Raw genomic sequence first — 16,138 nt, 5'->3', positions numbered from 1 at the left:
CGCTTGATGCGACGAACGTACAGAAATGAGTACAGGTTGACAAGGCGATACCTACCAATGGTTGTTTCGCAGACGACGTATCTGCGTTCGCTCTGAAGTATCGCTCAAGCCGATTCGAGACGTTTCTGTGACTGATGTAGTCCAGGTCCTAGCGTAATCAAGCAGACAACACGGGCAACTGTAGGAGCAAGCTCGCTCCTACAGGTCCTCGGGTTCAGGGGGGATCATTCGGGTTTTCGGTGCGCCGTTGGCGTTGTGTTGGTAGATCGCCTGCGGTTGCCCCTGTTCATTGAAGAACACCTGGCCGATCCCCGCCGAGTTCCACAGGCGCTCGCCCGCTTCGGCATGCTCGGGCACATGCGGCACGATGCGCATGCGCCGACGTTTGGTCAGCCAGTTCAAGGGTGAGCGTGGGGAATAGAGCCAGCGGTTGAGGCGGTCGAACCATTCCAGCAGGGCGGGCGGGAATTCGTTCTTGATGCCGCTGCTGGTGATTTGCCAGATCCGTGGGCCGCCCTTGCGGTGGCGGATAAACACTTCGTAAACGAAGGAATAATGCACGTCGCCGGATAGCACCACGTAGTTTCCCGGTGTACGCGAGTGTCGGAAAATGTTCAGGATCACCTGCGCTGCGCCGCGATGGGCCATCCAGTTTTCCGCGTCCACCAGCAGCGGGTAACCCAGCCAGCTGAAGACCCGCTGCACGGTCTCGATCAGTTTGACGCCGAATATCGGAGCGGGGGAAACGATGATCGCCGAAGGGTGATCCAGCAGTTCCTGTTGCAATTCACACAAGGCTTCCCAGTCCAGCAGACCCGAGGGTTGCTTGAGTGTCATCTCGCTGCGCCAGCGCCGGGTGCGGGTGTCGAGCACCACCAGCGCCGGGGTGGTGGGCAGCACGTAATGCCAGTGCTGGAACTTCAGCAGTTCGTCGATCAAGGCGTCCTGCACCGGGCTGTCGAGGTAGCCGTCGTCGCCGGTGGTACTGAAACCATTGGCCTTCTCAAGTAAGGCGCCGAACACATCCGGGTTGTTGCCCCAGCCCTGGCACAGCAGGTAGGCAATCAGCGCGTTACCGATGATGCGCTTGGAGAACGGATGGCCGTAGGCCGTTTCTTCCCATTGCGCGGAAAGGTTCCAGTCGTCGGTTATATCGTGATCGTCGAAAATCATCAGGCATGGCAAGTGCGCGAACGCCCGGGCGACACGGGGCAGGCCAGCCTTGAACGCGTCGATGCGGGTCTGCTCCAGGGCATAACGCTCACGGCGCTCGGGGATCAGCTTCGGCGGTTTCGGCGCGATCAGCGTCCAGGGCACTGGAGACCAGACCAGCAGGTACATGGCCATGACTTCGGCGAAGGTCACCAAATGGTTGTCGGCACTGCTGCTGGTGAAAATCGGCTTACGTGTGCCGCCAAAAAATCGCTCGCGCAGGGTTTCGTTGCTTCGCAGCGCCGGTAGCAAATCCGCACGGTGGTAGTAGCTGGCCGGGTGTTCGTAGAGCTTGGCGCTGTCACTGACCACCGCGCCGTCCAGATGCTCGCCAAACAGGCCGAGGCGCTCGATCAACGCATGAATCGCCCGCAGCATCGGTCCGGCGACATCGTCGGCGTACACTTGATCGCCGCTCATCAGCAGCAGCGCGGGCCGCTCTGTTGCTTCATGGGTCGAACCCAGCAAGCCGTCCACACATAGCAAACCGTCAACTGCCGGGTGATGCGGTTTTCGGCAGGAACCGTGTAACAACTGGTCGATACGCGAGCGCAGGACAAAATTCGGACAAGCCGCCGCGTCGTACACCAGATGGGGCGCCCATTCAGCAATGCCGCTCAAGCCGTCGATCAGCAAGTCGTAATCGATCAATGTGTCGCAGGGCAGGGCGCTGTCCAGCGGCACATCGATCAAATGCACAAAAGCATGACGACCAACCGGGATCACCGTGCACTGCCCGGCATCCAGACGGATGTCGCCAACACCTTGCAGACGTAACGTCAGCGCCAGCGCCCGACTTCCTACGAGCCACAAGACCAGCCGCGTAGGCTCCAGCCGTCGCAGCATGGGCCCTGCGAGAACCGCTGGCAGTGAAGAGTCATCGTCAGGTAATGGCAGAGATACGGACATCCGGGTTCAAGACTCGTGGCGCTTGGGTGGTCGATGATACCGCAGAGCGCAGAGGAGCCAGGAATGGCTGTGTTGAAACAGCATGATTCGCCGGTGATTCGTGGCGTCTTATTGCCGTTTCGCCATTGGCCACCAGCCAGCGAAACAACTCGCTGACTGACACCGTATGGCTGCGCTCGACCCAGCGTACCAGCGCCGGGCCGTAATGTTCGCTGTAGCGGCTGAGCACCAGTTGCCGGCAGTCCGGGGAAAACCGCAGGGTGATTTCCCGGCAGTGCAGCGCCGCCTCGTCCTCGCGGGTGGTGCGTTGTTGCAGCAGTTCAAAAACCATCAGCCGATGCTCCTGTGCAGTGTGGCTTGGATGCCTTTGGCGACCCCTGTTTGCCCTCAATCACAAAACCGGCGCGATGCTCGGCCACCACGTTGCGCAGCGCGCTGTAATAATCCGGCAGTTTTTTCAGGCTGTCGGTGAGCGGCAATGCCTCAGCGCGGCCGTCTACGATGTCACCCACGGTATTGACGGTCGAGAGTGTGTCCACGGTGTCGCTGTTGTCGCCAAACGGATCGACGACAAAACTCAGCACCCGACCGGCGGCGTCGCGGCTGTTGGAGGTGCCGAGCAGCGGCAGCTCGACGATTGGTCCGTTGCCGATACCCCACACGCCAAAGGTCTGACCGAAATCGGCCTGGTGACGGGCGATGCCCAGTTTGCCTGACACGTCGAACAGGCCCACCACGCCCACCGTGGTGTTGATCACGAACCGCCCCAGTGTGTTGGCCGAACGCTGCGCATTGCCTTGCAACAGGTCGTTGATGAACACCTTGGGTTCGCCGAAGTTGTTGACGAAGTTATGCACACCCGTCTGGAAAAAATCCGGCAGGTGACGGTAACCCCGGGCAACCGGCGCCAGGGCGTAGTCGTCCACCACTCGGTTGAAGGCGAAGATCCCACGGTTGACCGGCTCCGCTGGGTCATACGCCGAATAGTTCACATCGGCGCATCGAACATCGGCCTCCACCTCCGGGGCCGGTGGCTGGTTGCTGCAACCGGCCAGGCCAACGACGATCACGGCAATTGAAGTGTTGCGGGCCAGCCAGGGAGCGGGAGAATAACGCGACATAGGGGCAAGTCTCGTGGGAAATTCGCCGAGATGCTGGGCCCAGAGCCTTGCGTAAAGATGTCCGCTTTATTGCGCCGCTGACGTTTTGTTGCACGATTGAAATATATGACTCGCCGCCGCGAATGGTTTTGAATGACGGTTCTATTCGCGCCTTTTAAGTGACCCTTGGTGAACAGCCTGTTGATTGTCGATGACGACGTTGAAGTCCTCGACCTGCTGAAAAAATTCTTCGTCCAGCACGGCTACCGCGTCGAAGTCGCCACCGACGGCGCTTCGCTGTGGGCAGCCATCGAGCGGCAGGCGCCGGACCTGATCATTTTGGACGTGATGCTGCCAGGGGACAGCGGGCTCATCCTGTGTCAGCAACTGCGCATCCGCCATGCGGTGCCGGTCATCATGCTCACCGCCATGGGCGAACTCAGCGACCGCGTGGTCGGGCTGGAACTGGGGGCCGACGACTACCTGACCAAACCCTTCGACGCCCGTGAACTGCTGGCCCGGGTGCGCGCCGTGCTGCGCCGCGTCGACGAACGCCGCCCTCTGGCCGAGGAACGACCACGGCCACTGATCGACTTCGCCGACTGGCACCTGGACGTCACCCGCCGTGAACTGCGCTCGCCGGACAACGTGATGATTCCGCTGTCGGCGTGCGAGTTCGACCTGCTGCTGGTGTTTGTCGAGCATCCGCAGCGCATTCTCACCCGCGAGCAGTTGCTCGACCTGGCGCGGGGCCATAGCCACGACGCCTTTGATCGAAGCATCGACGTGCAGGTCAGCCGCCTGCGCCGCAAACTGGAGTCCGACACCAAGCGCCCGGCGATGATTCGCACGGTGCGCAACGGCGGCTATCTGTTCACCCCCAGCGTGACGCGGCGATGAACTGGCTCAAGGGATTTCGCCGCGACACGGTAGCGCGCTGGGTGGCGCTGACCATCATCCTGGCGATGCTGATTTCCCTGGCGCTCAACGGGCTGTTTATCCAGCTGGCCGGGGTGTGGGCCCGACCGCCATTGACCGAGGTCGGTATTCTGGAAAATGCTGCGACCGTCGCCCGTCTGATCGATGCGGCGCCGGTAGCGCTGCGGCCGCAATTGGCGCAGACGGTCACGGAGAGCGGCTTCGAGGTCAGTTGGCACGCTGATCGGCACGATCTCAGGTTACCGGAGGTGGACGATGACATCTCCGAAGAAGGCTCCAGAATTCTCCTGCCGTTGTTACACGCCACGAATCGACGCATTGAGGCCTATGAACCCGGCGAATGGCCCGAGGGCTCGGCGGATGCGCGGTATGTGCTGGTGATCGAACTGTCGGATGGCTCGTGGCTGACGTTCTCGGCACCGTCGCGCAGTTGGGGGCTCGATGAAACGCCGCGCACCTTGATCGTCGTTCTGCTGGTGCTGATCTCGACCGCGTTGGTGGCGCTGATCGCCACGCGGCGCCTGGCCAAGCCCTTGGAGCAATTCACCGAAGGCGCCAGACGTTTTGGCGTGGACTTCCGCGCCCCGCCCATCGAACCGCTGGGGCCGCAGGAAATCCGCCAGGCGATCCTCGCGTTCAATGCCATGCAGGCCCAGTTGCAACACTTTATCCGTGACCGTACACAGATGCTCGCCGCCATCTCTCATGACCTGCGCGCACCGCTGACGCGCATGCGCCTGCGAGGTGAGTTCATCGAAGACGCCGAGCAACAGCAGCGGCTGTTTCGTGATGTGGATGAAATGCAGGCGATGATCAACTCGGCACTGGAGTTCTTCCGCGATGATGCGCGGTTGGAGCCGGCGACCCAGTTCGACCTGGCCGAATTGCTGCACACGCTCAAGGACGATTACCGCGACCAGGGCATCGAGGTCGCCTTCAGCGGTCCGCAACGGTTGGTGTATTTCGGTCGGCCGCTGGGGCTCAAGCGAGTGATGACCAACCTGCTGGATAACGCGATCAAGTACGGCGCGGAGCCTGAAATGAAGCTGGTGGCCGATGCCGGGGAAGTGCGGATCAAGGTGCTGGATCGCGGGCCGGGGATTCCAGAGCAGAGCCTTGAGCAGGTGTTCACGCCGTTTTTCCGCATGGAAGGTTCGCGTAACAAAAGCACCGGCGGCGTGGGCCTGGGCTTGTCGGCGGCGCGAGCCATTGTGTTGGAACACGGCGGCAAGCTGACGTTACGCAATCGCTACACGGGTGGTTTACAGGCGCTGGTGGTGCTACCAGAGGTGCACACATCCCTGTAGGAGCGAGCATGCTCGCGATGCGGTTTGCCCGTCACCACGGCGGTGTCTGGCCGGTTGCTATCGCGAGCATGCTCGCTCCTACAGGTCCGGCGTTAGTGCAGAACCATTGTAGGAGCGGGCTTGCCCGCGATGCGGTTTGCCCGTCACCACGGTAGTGTCTGGCCGGTTGCTATCGCGAGCATGCTCGCTCCTACAGGTCCGGCGTCAACACCAGAATCATTGTAGGAGCGGGCTTGCCCGCGATGCGGTTTGCCCGTCACCACGGCAGTGTCTGGCCGGTTGCCATCGCGAGCAAGCTCGCTCCTACAGGTCCAGGGTTAATGCAGAACCATTGTAGGAGCGGGCTTGCCCGCGATGCGGTTTGCCCGTCACTGTTGCAGCGTCTGACGGATTGCTATCGCGAGCAACCCCGCTCCCACAGTGGTGGAGTCCTCACAGGTTTGGCGAATACTCAAGCCTCCCAACCCGCCTCACTCACTGCCGTCTGCACCAGCGGGTGCAGCTCTGCCCCCTGGTGCTTGGTCTGCCAGGCCAGCAACTCTTTGCGCATGCCCGGGGTCCAGAACATCTGCAGGTGGTTGCGCACGCTGAGCACGGCCTGTTGCTGATCCGGCTCGTTGGCGAAGTATTGGGCGATCTGGTTGGCCATCTTGATCAGGTTGGCTGTACTCATTGGCGCGCCTCCGCTTTATCGCCCCGTGCCTGACGGCGTTCCTTGAGCAGGCGTTGCTGTTCATCACTGAACGCCTGGTAGCGCTTCTGCCACTCGGATGGGTGATAAACGCGGCTGACTTCCACCGCCGTGACCTTGTATTCCGGGCAGTTGGTGGCCCAGTCGGAGTTGTCGGTGGTGATCACGTTGGCGCCCGATTCCGGGAAGTGGAAGGTGGTGTACACCACGCCCGGCGCCACCCGCTCGGTCACCCGTGCGCGCAGCACGGTCTGCCCGGCGCGGCTGCCGATGCCCACCCAGTCGCCTTCGTTGATGCCACGGCTCTCGGCGTCGGTCGGGTGGATTTCCAGGCGGTCTTCGTCGTGCCAGGCCACGTTGTCGGTGCGCCGGGTCTGCGCGCCGACGTTGTACTGGCTGAGGATGCGCCCGGTGGTCAGCAACAGCGGGTAACGGCTGTTGACCTTCTCTTCGGTGGGCACATAGCCGGTGAGCATGAACCGCCCTTTGCCGCGCACGAACTCCTCGATGTGCATGGTCGGCGTACCGTCCGGCGCCGCTTCGTTGCAGGGCCATTGCAGGCTGCCGTGGCGGTCCAGTTCGGCGTAGCTGACGTTGGTGAAGGTCGGCGTCAGGCTGGCGATTTCATCCATGATTTGTGATGGATGCGTGTAGTTCATCGGGTAACCCAGCGCATGCGCCATGGCCACGGTGCCTTCCCAGTCGGCTTTGCCGCCCAGCGGCTCCATGACCTTGCGCACCCGCGAGATACGCCGCTCGGCGTTGGTAAAGGTGCCGTCCTTCTCCAGGAACGAACTGCCCGGCAAGAACACATGGGCAAACTTGGCGGTTTCGTTGAGGAAAATGTCCTGCACCACCACGCACTCCATGGCCGACAGGGCCGCCGTCACGTGTTGGGTGTTGGGGTCGCTCTGGGCGATGTCCTCGCCCTGGCAATAAAGGCCCTTGAAACTGCCGGCCAGCGCCGACTCGAACATGTTGGGAATACGCAGGCCTGGGTCGGGTTGCAGGGTGACGTTCCATGCCTGCTCGAACTGGGTGCGCACGCCGACGTTGGAGATGTGCCGGTAACCGGGCAGCTCGTGGGGGAACGAGCCCATGTCGCAGGAGCCCTGCACGTTGTTCTGCCCGCGCAGCGGGTTCACGCCCACGCCTTCGCGGCCGATGTTGCCGGTGGCCATGGCGAGGTTGGCGATGCCCATCACCGACGTGCTGCCCTGACTGTGTTCGGTCACGCCCAGGCCGTAGTAGATGGCCGCGTTGCCGCCCGTGGCGTAGAGGCGGGCAGCGGCGCGGATGTCGGCCGCCGGCACACCGCAGATCGGGCCGAGCACTTCCGGCGAGTTTTCCGCACGGCTGACGAACTCGCTCCAGCGGGCAAAATCGCTCGCCTCGCAACGCGCGTCGATGAACGCCTGGTCTTGCAGGCCTTCCGTGAGGATCGTGTGCGCCAGGGCATTGAGCATCGCGACGTTGGTGCCGGGGCGCAGCGCCAGGTGCAGCTCGGCGCGGGCATGCACCGAATCCACCAGGTCGATGCGCCGTGGGTCGATGACAATCAATCGTGCGCCTTCACGCAGGCGGCGCTTGAGCTGCGAGCCGAACACCGGGTGCGCATCGCTCGGGTTGGCGCCCATCACCAGAATCACATCGGCCTTCATCACCGAATCGAAGCTCTGGGTCCCGGCCGACTCGCCGAGGGTTTGTTTCAAACCATAACCGGTCGGCGAGTGGCAGACCCGTGCGCAGGTGTCGACGTTGTTGTTGCCGAACGCGGCGCGCACCAGTTTCTGCACCAGGTAGGTTTCTTCGTTGGTGCAACGGCTGGACGTGATGCCGCCAATGGAGTCGCGACCGTATGTTTGCTGCAAGCGACGGAATTCGCTGGCGGCGTAGGTCACTGCCTCATCCCAGCTGACTTCCTGCCACGGGTCACTGATGTGCTTGCGGATCATTGGCTTGGTGATGCGATCCGGGTGGGTGGCGTAACCCCAGGCAAAGCGGCCCTTGACGCACGAGTGGCCGTGGTTGGCCTGACCGTTCTTGTCCGGCACCATGCGCACCAGTTGATCGCCCTTCATTTCGGCGCGGAACGAACAACCCACGCCGCAATAGGCGCAAGTGGTAATCACCGCACGTTCCGGCTGGCCCATCTCGACCACGCTTTTTTCCATCAGCGTGGCGGTCGGGCAGGCCTGCACGCAGGCACCGCAGGACACGCATTCGGAGTCCAGGAAGTCCTCGCCACCGGCCGCCGAGATCCGCGATTCAAACCCGCGCCCGGTGACGGTCAGGGCAAAAGTGCCCTGGGTTTCTTCGCAGGCGCGCACGCAGCGGTTGCAGACGATGCACTTGCTCGGGTCGTAATCGAAATACGGGTTGGAGGTGTCTTTCACATCCGCCAGGTGGTTCTCGCCTTCATAGCCATAACGCACCTCGCGCAGACCCACTTGCCCGGCGACGGTTTGCAGTTCGCAGTTGCCGTTGGCCGAGCAGGTCAGGCAATCGAGCGGGTGATCGGAGATATACAGCTCCATGACGTTGCGGCGCAGGGTCGCCAGTTTCGGCGTGTGGGTGTGCACGGTCATGCCTTCGGTGACCGGCGTGGTGCACGACGCCGGGTACCCACGCATGCCGTCGATTTCCACCAGGCACATGCGGCAGGAACCGAAGGCTTCCAGGCTGTCGGTGGCGCAGAGTTTGGGGATGGTGGTGCCCATCAGCGCGGCGGCTCGCATCACCGAGGTGCCTTCGGGCACTGTGATACTGCGGCCGTCGATATTCAGGGTGATTTGCACCTGGCTGTCGCGGGCGGGCGTGCCCAGGTCGATATCGGTTTTCGGGTCGAAGAGAGTGATCATTGCTCGGCCTCCGAGGCGTGCAGACCGAAGTCGGCAGGGAAATGCTTGAGGGCGCTGGCCACCGGATAGGAAGTCATGCCGCCCAATGCGCACAACGAACCGTATTGCAGGGTGTCGCACAGGTCCTTGAGGATGATGGCCTGCTCATCGCGACCGCTCTGGTCAGGCGCTGCCAGCAGGCGGTCGATGACTTCGACACCCCGGGTGGAGCCGATCCGGCAGGGCGTGCACTTGCCGCAGGATTCCTCGGCGCAGAACTGCAAGGCGAAGCGCGCCATGTGCGCCATGTCGAGGCTGTCGTCCGCCACCACCACGCCACCGTGGCCGAGCATCGCGCCCATGGCGGCGAACGCTTCGTAGTCCAGCGGCGTATCGAATTGCCCCGGCGGCACCCAGGCGCCCAGCGGGCCACCGACCTGCGCGGCTTTCAACGGGCGGCCGCTGGCGGTGCCACCACCGTAGTCCTCCACCAGCTCGCGCAGGGTCAGGCCAAAGGCCCGTTCCACCAGGCCACCGTGGCGAACATTGCCCGCCAGTTGGAACGGCATGGTGCCCAGCGAACGGCCCATGCCGTAATCGCGATAAAACTGTGCGCCCTTGGCCAGAATCAACGGCACCGACGCCAGCGTCAGCACGTTGTGCACCAGGGTCGGCAGGCCGAACAAACCTTTGAGCGCCGGAATAGGGGGCTTGGCACGCACGTAGCCGCGCTTGCCTTCCAACGAATCCAGCAGCGCGGTTTCTTCACCGCAGATGTAGGCCCCGGCGCCTACGCGCACTTCCATGTCGAAGGTCAAACCGCTGCCACCGACGTTCGCGCCCAGGTAACCGGCCTGGCGCGCCAGGTTTATCGCCTGACGCAACACCGCCACCGCATCCGGGTATTCCGAGCGCACGTAAATGTAGCCATAGGTCGCGCCGACGCAAAGGCCGGCAATCGCCATGCCTTCGATCAGCAAAAACGGATCGCCTTCCATCAACATACGGTCGGCAAAGGTGCCGGAGTCGCCCTCGTCGGCATTGCACACAATGTACTTCTGCGCAGCCGGAGTGCCGCGCACCGTGCGCCACTTGATCCCCGCCGGAAACGCCGCGCCGCCCCGGCCACGCAGGCCGGAATCGAACACCGCCGTGGCCGTCTGCTCGCCGCCCAATTCGACGGCCTTTTTCAGCCCCTCAAAGCCTCCGTGGGCTCGGTAATCGTCCAGCGACAAGGGCCGGGTAATGCCGGCGCGGGCGAACAGCAAACGTTGTTGCGTCTTCAGATAAGGCAATTGCTCCACGAGCCCGAGGGCCAGCGGATGGCTGGAAGCAGGGTTTTGCAGGGCCTCGAGCACCGACGGCACATCCGCGGCGGTCATCGGCCCGAAGCCGAGCCGGCCTTGCGGGCTGTCCACTTCCAGCAGCGGCTCCAGCCAGTACAAACCACGGGAGCTGGTGCGTTGCAGTTCCAGCGGCAGGTCGCATTGCGTGGCCTGGGTGATCAGCGCCGTCGACACCTCATCGGCGCCCACGGCACGGGCCAGGGAATCGGCTGGCAAATAGAGCGTGGGCATCATGCGTCCTCCCGGCAGGCGTCCAGCAACGCATCCAGCCGCTCGGCACTGAGCCGCGCATGCACCCGGCCATCGAGCTCCAGGGCCGGCGAGCAGGCGCAGGCGCCCAGGCAATAAACCGGGCGCAAACTGATGTTGCCATCGGCGCTACTGCCGTGATCATCGAGCTGCAAGCGCTCGCGCAACTGCGCCGCCAGCTGCTCGGCCCCACGGCTCTGGCACGACTCGGCGCGGCACAAACGCAGAATGTGCCGGGCGGGCGGGGCAGTACGAAAATCATGGTAAAAACTGATCACCCCGCGCACCTCCGCCTGACTCTGGTTCAGCGCGTGGGCAATTTCGGGCACGGCGGCATCCGGGATATACCCGATGCGTTCCTGAATATCATGAAGAACCGGCAACAGCGCCCCCGCCGAGCCCGCATGGCGCTCCAGCAGACTGTTAACCACGGACAGGTGCAAACTCTCATCAGGCATTGCGCAATCCTCACGGTCACGGACACACCAGATGGTTGTCGGTTGTCCGAAAGTGTCGGCTGCGGCACTCGCCACGTCACGATTCGTGGCATCTAACGGCCGGCGGCCAGGGCACCCTGAGCGGGCATCTTGTTGTGCCCGGCACGGTCTTCGCCGCGCCTCTGAAGGGCATAAAAGGCAGAGTGCCACGGCGCCCCGGGTTAAAACGCACCAAAGCGACGTGTTCAGTTCTGTCTACGACTCTCCATTGAGTCTAGATGAGGACCCAATGCCCGGCAGGGCTTGTCGATATAGCCTGTATACCAACCGCCAGGCTTGATAAACAGCATCAGAAGGGTAGGCAAATCTACGGCGCAGAGCTGGCTGCGCAAAAACCTTGAAACACATTAGCCCCAACCCGTGGGGATCGCATCGCCCTAATCGCGAGCGAGCTCGCTTGTTTCACATTGCCCTGCGTTACACAGGGCCATTGTGGGAGCGGGCTTGCCCGCGATGGACTTCAACGATAACGCTGATAACCAGACACCCCGCATCACAGCGCTTCCAGCCGGAACTACGCTTTCTAACGGGCGCTCACAGGATGTCCTTCAAATACTGCCTCAAAGCCCCCACCGGAACACCAAGCTCCCCCATCGTCCCCGCACAACCCACCTCAGCCGCCAACCGCTGCAACTCCCGCCCCAACGGCTTCTCCACTCCACCCACAGCCTCCATCGCCAACCCTACGCATTCCCCCACCTTCACCTGGATCCCCGCCACATCGCCACGCTTTACCAGCAGTTCAAACACATCCTGCTGGTAATCCCCCATCACCAGGTCGTCGCGCAAAATCGGGCTTTGCCCGTCCGACTCATAGGCCAGTTTCAGGGAGAACAGGGCGACGGTTTCCAGCTGTGATTCCATGGGCGAGTCCTTTTAAGGGCGGTGGTGGATTAGGGGCGCACGATTGTACCGCTGTGGATAAAACGAGGCATTGGGTTATCCACAGCTGCGTGATGGCCCGAAACCTGCCTGTCTGACCCGCGACAGGTCGTTACTGACTACGCGAACGGCACATCTGAGCCGAACCGCGTGGGTGGCTACCCCGATAATCGGACGTGAATGGACGAATGACGAGGTTCAGCATGACGAGTGTAACGACAGGGCAGGTCAGCCCGCAGACGCTGAGAAGGGTGATCGTGGCCGCCGGGATCGGCAATTTTGTCGAGTGGTTCGACTTCGCGGTCTACGGCTTTTTGGCGACCACCATCGCCCAGCAGTTTTTCCCCAGTGGTGACGCCAGTGCGGCGTTGCTCAAGACCTTCGCCGTGTTCGCCGTGGCGTTTGCCTTTCGGCCGCTGGGCGGGATTTTCTTTGGCATGTTGGGTGACAAGATCGGCCGCAAGCGCACCCTGGCGATGACGATTCTGTTGATGGCCGGGGCGACCACGTTGATCGGCCTGCTGCCCACCTACGCCGCGATCGGGGTGGCGGCGCCGATCCTGCTGTCGCTGATCCGTTGCGCCCAGGGCTTTTCTGCCGGGGGCGAGTATGCGGGCGCCTGTGCCTACCTGATGGAGCACGCGCCGAGCGACAAGCGCGCCTGGTACGGCAGCTTCATTCCGGTGTCGACGTTTTCCGCTTTCGCCGCAGCGGCGGTGGTGGCCTACGCACTCGAAGCCTCGCTGTCGGCAGAAGCCATGGGCAGCTGGGGCTGGCGCCTGCCGTTCCTGATCGCCGCGCCGCTGGGGCTGGTGGGCCTTTACCTGCGCTGGAAACTGGACGAGACGCCGGCCTTCCAGGCGGTGACCGAGGAACACGCCGTCGCGCATTCGCCGCTCAAGGAAACCCTGCGCAACCATGGTGCAGCCATCTGCTGCCTGGGCGCATTCGTGTCACTCACGGCGCTGTCGTTCTATATGTTCACCACCTACTTTGCCACCTACCTGCAAGTCGCCGGTGGCCTGAGCCGCGCCACCGCGTTGCTGGTGTCGCTGATCGCCTTGTTGTTCGCGGCGGCGATCTGCCCATTGGCCGGGCTGTATTCGGACCGGTTTGGCCGGCGAAAAACCGTGGCAACTGCCGGCATCCTGCTGATCGTGGTCGTGTACCCCTCGTTCCTGATGGCCAGTTCCGGCTCGTTCGCCGCGTCCGTCGTCGGCGTTATGTTGTTGGCGATTGGCGCGGTGTTATGCGGCGTAGTCACGGCGGCCTTGCTCTCGGAAACCTTTCCGACACGCACTCGCTACACCGCCTCGGCGATTACCTACAACATGGCTTACACCATCTTCGGCGGTACTGCGCCATTGGTCGCCACCTGGCTGATCACCACCACGGGCAGCAACCTGTCGCCGGCGTTTTACCTCATCGCGATTGCGCTGCTGGCGTTGGCGGGTGGGTTGGCGTTGCCGGAGACATCGCGCATTTCCCTGCATGACGTGCCGAGCGATGAAAAACGTGCTGGTGTCAGCGCGACGGCGTAACGCCATTCAAGACCTGCGGGCGCACGGAAGCGCCTTCAGTCAGCGCAACGCCGCGAAGAGCTCGCTCGCACCTGCAACTGCGGGGCGAGGATGATCGACTGGGCAGGCTCGCCCTGGATGCGTTTGAGCAACAGCTCCACGGCGTGTCGGCCCATGTCCGCCAACTGCAAGCGCACGCTGGTGAGCGGCACGGTCAGTTCGTTGGCCAGGGTGATGTCGTTGAAACCCACGACGGCGATGTCCTTTCCCGGCATCAGCCCCTTGTCGCGGGCGGCACCCATCAGGCCGATGGCCAGGAAGTCGTTGACCGCAAAAAACGCCTGAGGACGTGGGGTGAGCCCCAGCAGGTACTCGCCTTGTTGATGGCCGGTCAGGCTGTCAAAAGGACCATTAATGGTCCACTGCGGATTCAACGTCAGGCCCTGCTCGCGGTAGTAGCGAATGAACCCACGGGTACGATCAGCACCGGTGGACGCATGGCGCTCGCCCGCCAGGATCGCCACGTCGCGATAACCCAGCTCAAACAAATGTTGCGCCGCCAGCCAGCCGCCCAATTCGTCGTCGCTCGCTGCCGCCAGATGTCCGGCAATCTGCCGGCTGGCCAGCACGTAGGGGATGTGCTTGCGTGTCAGCAAGTCCAGCAGCGGCTGGCTGTCGCCCAGGTGCGAGTCCGCCACGATCAGCCCGGCCACCGAACGGCGCAAGGCGTGCTCGGCACGGGCCAGTTGGCGGGGTTGCTGGTCGTCGGTGTTGGAGACGAAGGTGAGGTAGCCGGCCTGCTCGGCGGCGGCGTCGATGCTGTCATAAATGGTCGCCATCACCAGGTCGGTGAGGCGGGGCATGAGCACGCAGATTTCCTGGCTCTTGCGCAATTTCAGGTTGGAAGCCTGGGTGTTTGGCCGGTAATCCAGGGCCTCGGCCAGTGCGCGAATACGCGCCACCACCTCGGGCGACGCCGCACGCTCTACGCCGTTGGGGTCGCCATTGAGCACGCGGGACACCGTCGAGACGTGCAACCCGAGTTCAGCCGCCATGGATTTCAGCGTGGCGGGGCGAGATTGATTCGGCATGTGTGCGGGGCTTCCGACCGTCTGTTGTTAAGCCCCGGATTCTAACCCAAGGGCTGCATCCTCCCGGAAAAATCCTTTACCCAAACGATTGACTAAACGTTTTTCGGAATCTACATTCGGTCAACCCAAACGTTTGGGTAACACAATAAAAATACGCCGGACGCGGCCGACTTTTTGACCTCTGCCCTCATTTTGAAGAGTCAGACACCCATGAAAAGTGCAGCTATTCCGTCTTTCCGCTACCAGATTTTCTTCCTGATCATGCTGATGGCGTTGCTCAACTACATTGATCGCGGGGCCATTTCCTACGCTTCAGCGAGCATTCTTCCCGAGTACGGTTTCGACAAGGCTGACTGGGGCAACGTCCTGGGGTACTTCGGCTATGGCTACATCCTGGGCGCCTTGATTGGCGGCATCCTGGCCGACCGCTTTGGCGCCAAGCGCATCTGGCTGATCGCCGGCGCCACCTGGTCGATTTTCGAGATCTGCACCGCGTTTGCCGGCGACCTGGGGCTGGCCTTCATGGGCGGCTCGGCCATGGCGGGCTTCGCCACCATCCGCGTGCTGTTCGGCTTTGCCGAAGGTCCTGCCTATTCGGTGATCAACAAGAGCGTGGCCAACTGGGCGACCCCCAAGGAGCGCGGTTTTGTGGTGTCGGTGGGCCTGCTCAGCACGCCCCTGGGTGCGCTGTTGACTGCGCCGATTGCGGTCGGCCTGCAAACCCTCACCGGTGACTGGCGCAGCATGTTCGTGGTGTTGGGCGTGGTCAGCCTGGCGCTGTTGATCTTCTTCATGACGCGCTTCACCAACACCCCCGACGAGAACCCGCGCGTGTCCCAGGCCGAGCGCGACTACCTGCGCCAGGAACGCGCGGCGGCGGGCAATGCTTCAGCCCCTGCGGCGGCCACCACGTCGGTCTGGCATTTCTTCAAGAACAAGGACCTGCTGCTCAACGCGGTCGGTTACTTCTCGTTCGTGTACGTGACCTTCCTCCTGCTGACCTGGACCCCCAAATACCTGCAGGACCAGTTCCACTACAACCTGTCGTCCCTCTGGTACATGGGCATGATCCCCTGGACCGGCGCCTGCTTTACCGTGCTGCTGGGCGGCAAGCTTTCCGACCTGCTGCTGCGCCGCACCGGCAACCTGAAAGTGGCGCGCAGCTGGCTGGCGGCGACCTGCCTGTTGTTGACCACCCTGTGCTTCATCCTCGTATCGCAAGCGCAGACCGTGTGGGGCGTGATCGCCCTGATGACCGTGGCCAACGCCCTCAACGCGCTGCCCAATTCGGTTTACTGGGCCGTGGTGATCGACACCGCGCCGTCCAACCGCGTCGGCGCCTACAGCGGCATGACCCACTTCATCGCCAACACCGCCTCGTTCATCGCGCCCATGCTCACCGGCTACCTGACCTTGCACTACGGCTACTCGTCGATGTTCGTCGCGGCGGCGGTCGCCACGGCACTGGGCATGAGCGCGATGCTGATGGTGCGCCCGGGTGCTCGGCAAGTTGCCGCTTCCCCACTACCCGCCGCTGTTTGATGGAGTCGTTTTT

At 62.8% G+C, this 16,138-nt stretch carries 12 protein-coding genes and 1 pseudogene; 4 read left to right on the top strand and 9 right to left on the bottom strand.

From position 1 onward, the window contains the following. Positions 1 to 198 precede the first annotated feature (198 nt). The 3 genes and pseudogenes from AB4N64_RS20270 to AB4N64_RS20260 all read right to left on the bottom strand — a co-directional run bounded on the left by AB4N64_RS20270 (position 199) and on the right by AB4N64_RS20260 (position 3,242). Complete coding sequence (locus AB4N64_RS20270) at positions 199 to 2,121, bottom strand: alkaline phosphatase D family protein (protein WP_460117820.1); 1,923 nt, start codon at positions 2,119 to 2,121, stop codon at positions 199 to 201. Positions 2,122 to 2,215: 94 nt separating this feature from the next. Then, positions 2,216 to 2,452: pseudogene (locus AB4N64_RS20265) on the bottom strand (hypothetical protein); the annotation flags it as partial. Continuing rightward, positions 2,442 to 3,242: an MlaA family lipoprotein gene (locus AB4N64_RS20260; RefSeq protein ID WP_460117818.1), complete on the bottom strand. Its 801-nt coding sequence runs from the start codon at positions 3,240 to 3,242 to the stop codon at positions 2,442 to 2,444. The pseudogene AB4N64_RS20265 and the gene AB4N64_RS20260, both read right to left, overlap by 11 nt. A gap of 168 nt (positions 3,243 to 3,410) precedes the next feature. Here AB4N64_RS20260 and AB4N64_RS20255 point away from each other — a divergent pair, with 168 nt between their 5' ends. Both AB4N64_RS20255 and AB4N64_RS20250 read left to right on the top strand, forming a co-directional pair. Further along, positions 3,411 to 4,121, top strand: a complete 711-nt coding sequence (locus AB4N64_RS20255; protein ID WP_460117816.1) for a response regulator — start codon at positions 3,411 to 3,413, stop codon at positions 4,119 to 4,121. Further along, positions 4,118 to 5,467, top strand: a complete 1,350-nt coding sequence (locus AB4N64_RS20250; RefSeq protein ID WP_460117814.1) for an ATP-binding protein — start codon at positions 4,118 to 4,120, stop codon at positions 5,465 to 5,467. Before AB4N64_RS20255 ends, AB4N64_RS20250 begins: the two co-directional genes overlap by 4 nt. A 451-nt stretch (positions 5,468 to 5,918) precedes the next feature. Here AB4N64_RS20250 and AB4N64_RS20245 read toward each other — a convergent pair whose 3' ends face one another. The 5 genes from AB4N64_RS20245 to AB4N64_RS20225 form a co-directional block, all read right to left on the bottom strand. Then, a complete protein-coding gene (locus tag AB4N64_RS20245; RefSeq protein ID WP_460117812.1) occupies positions 5,919 to 6,140 on the bottom strand; it encodes a formate dehydrogenase subunit delta in 222 nt (73 codons plus the stop codon). Further along, entirely contained in the window at positions 6,137 to 9,019 is a 2,883-nt protein-coding gene (fdhF, locus tag AB4N64_RS20240) for a formate dehydrogenase subunit alpha (protein WP_460117810.1), read from the bottom strand. The genes AB4N64_RS20245 and fdhF overlap by 4 nt, the downstream gene beginning before the upstream one ends. Continuing rightward, positions 9,016 to 10,578, bottom strand: a complete 1,563-nt coding sequence (locus AB4N64_RS20235) for a formate dehydrogenase beta subunit (RefSeq protein ID WP_460117808.1) — start codon at positions 10,576 to 10,578, stop codon at positions 9,016 to 9,018. The genes fdhF and AB4N64_RS20235 overlap by 4 nt, the downstream gene beginning before the upstream one ends. Beyond that, the gene (locus AB4N64_RS20230; protein WP_460117806.1) at positions 10,575 to 11,051 is read right to left on the bottom strand and encodes a formate dehydrogenase subunit gamma; all 477 of its coding nucleotides are present in this window, start codon (positions 11,049 to 11,051) and stop codon (positions 10,575 to 10,577) included. The genes AB4N64_RS20235 and AB4N64_RS20230 overlap by 4 nt, the downstream gene beginning before the upstream one ends. Positions 11,052 to 11,624: 573 nt before the next feature. Beyond that, positions 11,625 to 11,954, bottom strand: a complete 330-nt coding sequence (locus AB4N64_RS20225; RefSeq protein WP_460117804.1) for a hypothetical protein — start codon at positions 11,952 to 11,954, stop codon at positions 11,625 to 11,627. 221 nt (positions 11,955 to 12,175) lie between these two features. On the opposite strand from AB4N64_RS20225, the gene AB4N64_RS20220 reads away from it, so the two are divergent. Next, positions 12,176 to 13,513: an MFS transporter gene (locus AB4N64_RS20220; RefSeq protein WP_460117802.1), complete on the top strand. Its 1,338-nt coding sequence runs from the start codon at positions 12,176 to 12,178 to the stop codon at positions 13,511 to 13,513. Positions 13,514 to 13,548: 35 nt separating this feature from the next. Here AB4N64_RS20220 and AB4N64_RS20215 read toward each other — a convergent pair whose 3' ends face one another. Beyond that, complete coding sequence (locus AB4N64_RS20215; RefSeq protein WP_460117801.1) at positions 13,549 to 14,583, bottom strand: LacI family DNA-binding transcriptional regulator; 1,035 nt, start codon at positions 14,581 to 14,583, stop codon at positions 13,549 to 13,551. Between the two features lie 210 nt (positions 14,584 to 14,793). On the opposite strand from AB4N64_RS20215, the gene AB4N64_RS20210 reads away from it, so the two are divergent. Then, the gene (locus tag AB4N64_RS20210) at positions 14,794 to 16,125 is read left to right on the top strand and encodes an MFS transporter (protein WP_460117799.1); all 1,332 of its coding nucleotides are present in this window, start codon (positions 14,794 to 14,796) and stop codon (positions 16,123 to 16,125) included. Positions 16,126 to 16,138 lie beyond the last annotated feature (13 nt).

The organism is Pseudomonas sp. S2_C03 (genome assembly GCF_054668405.1).
Note: the sequence above shows the minus strand (reverse complement) of the source record. Positions and strands in the feature narration are given on the sequence as shown.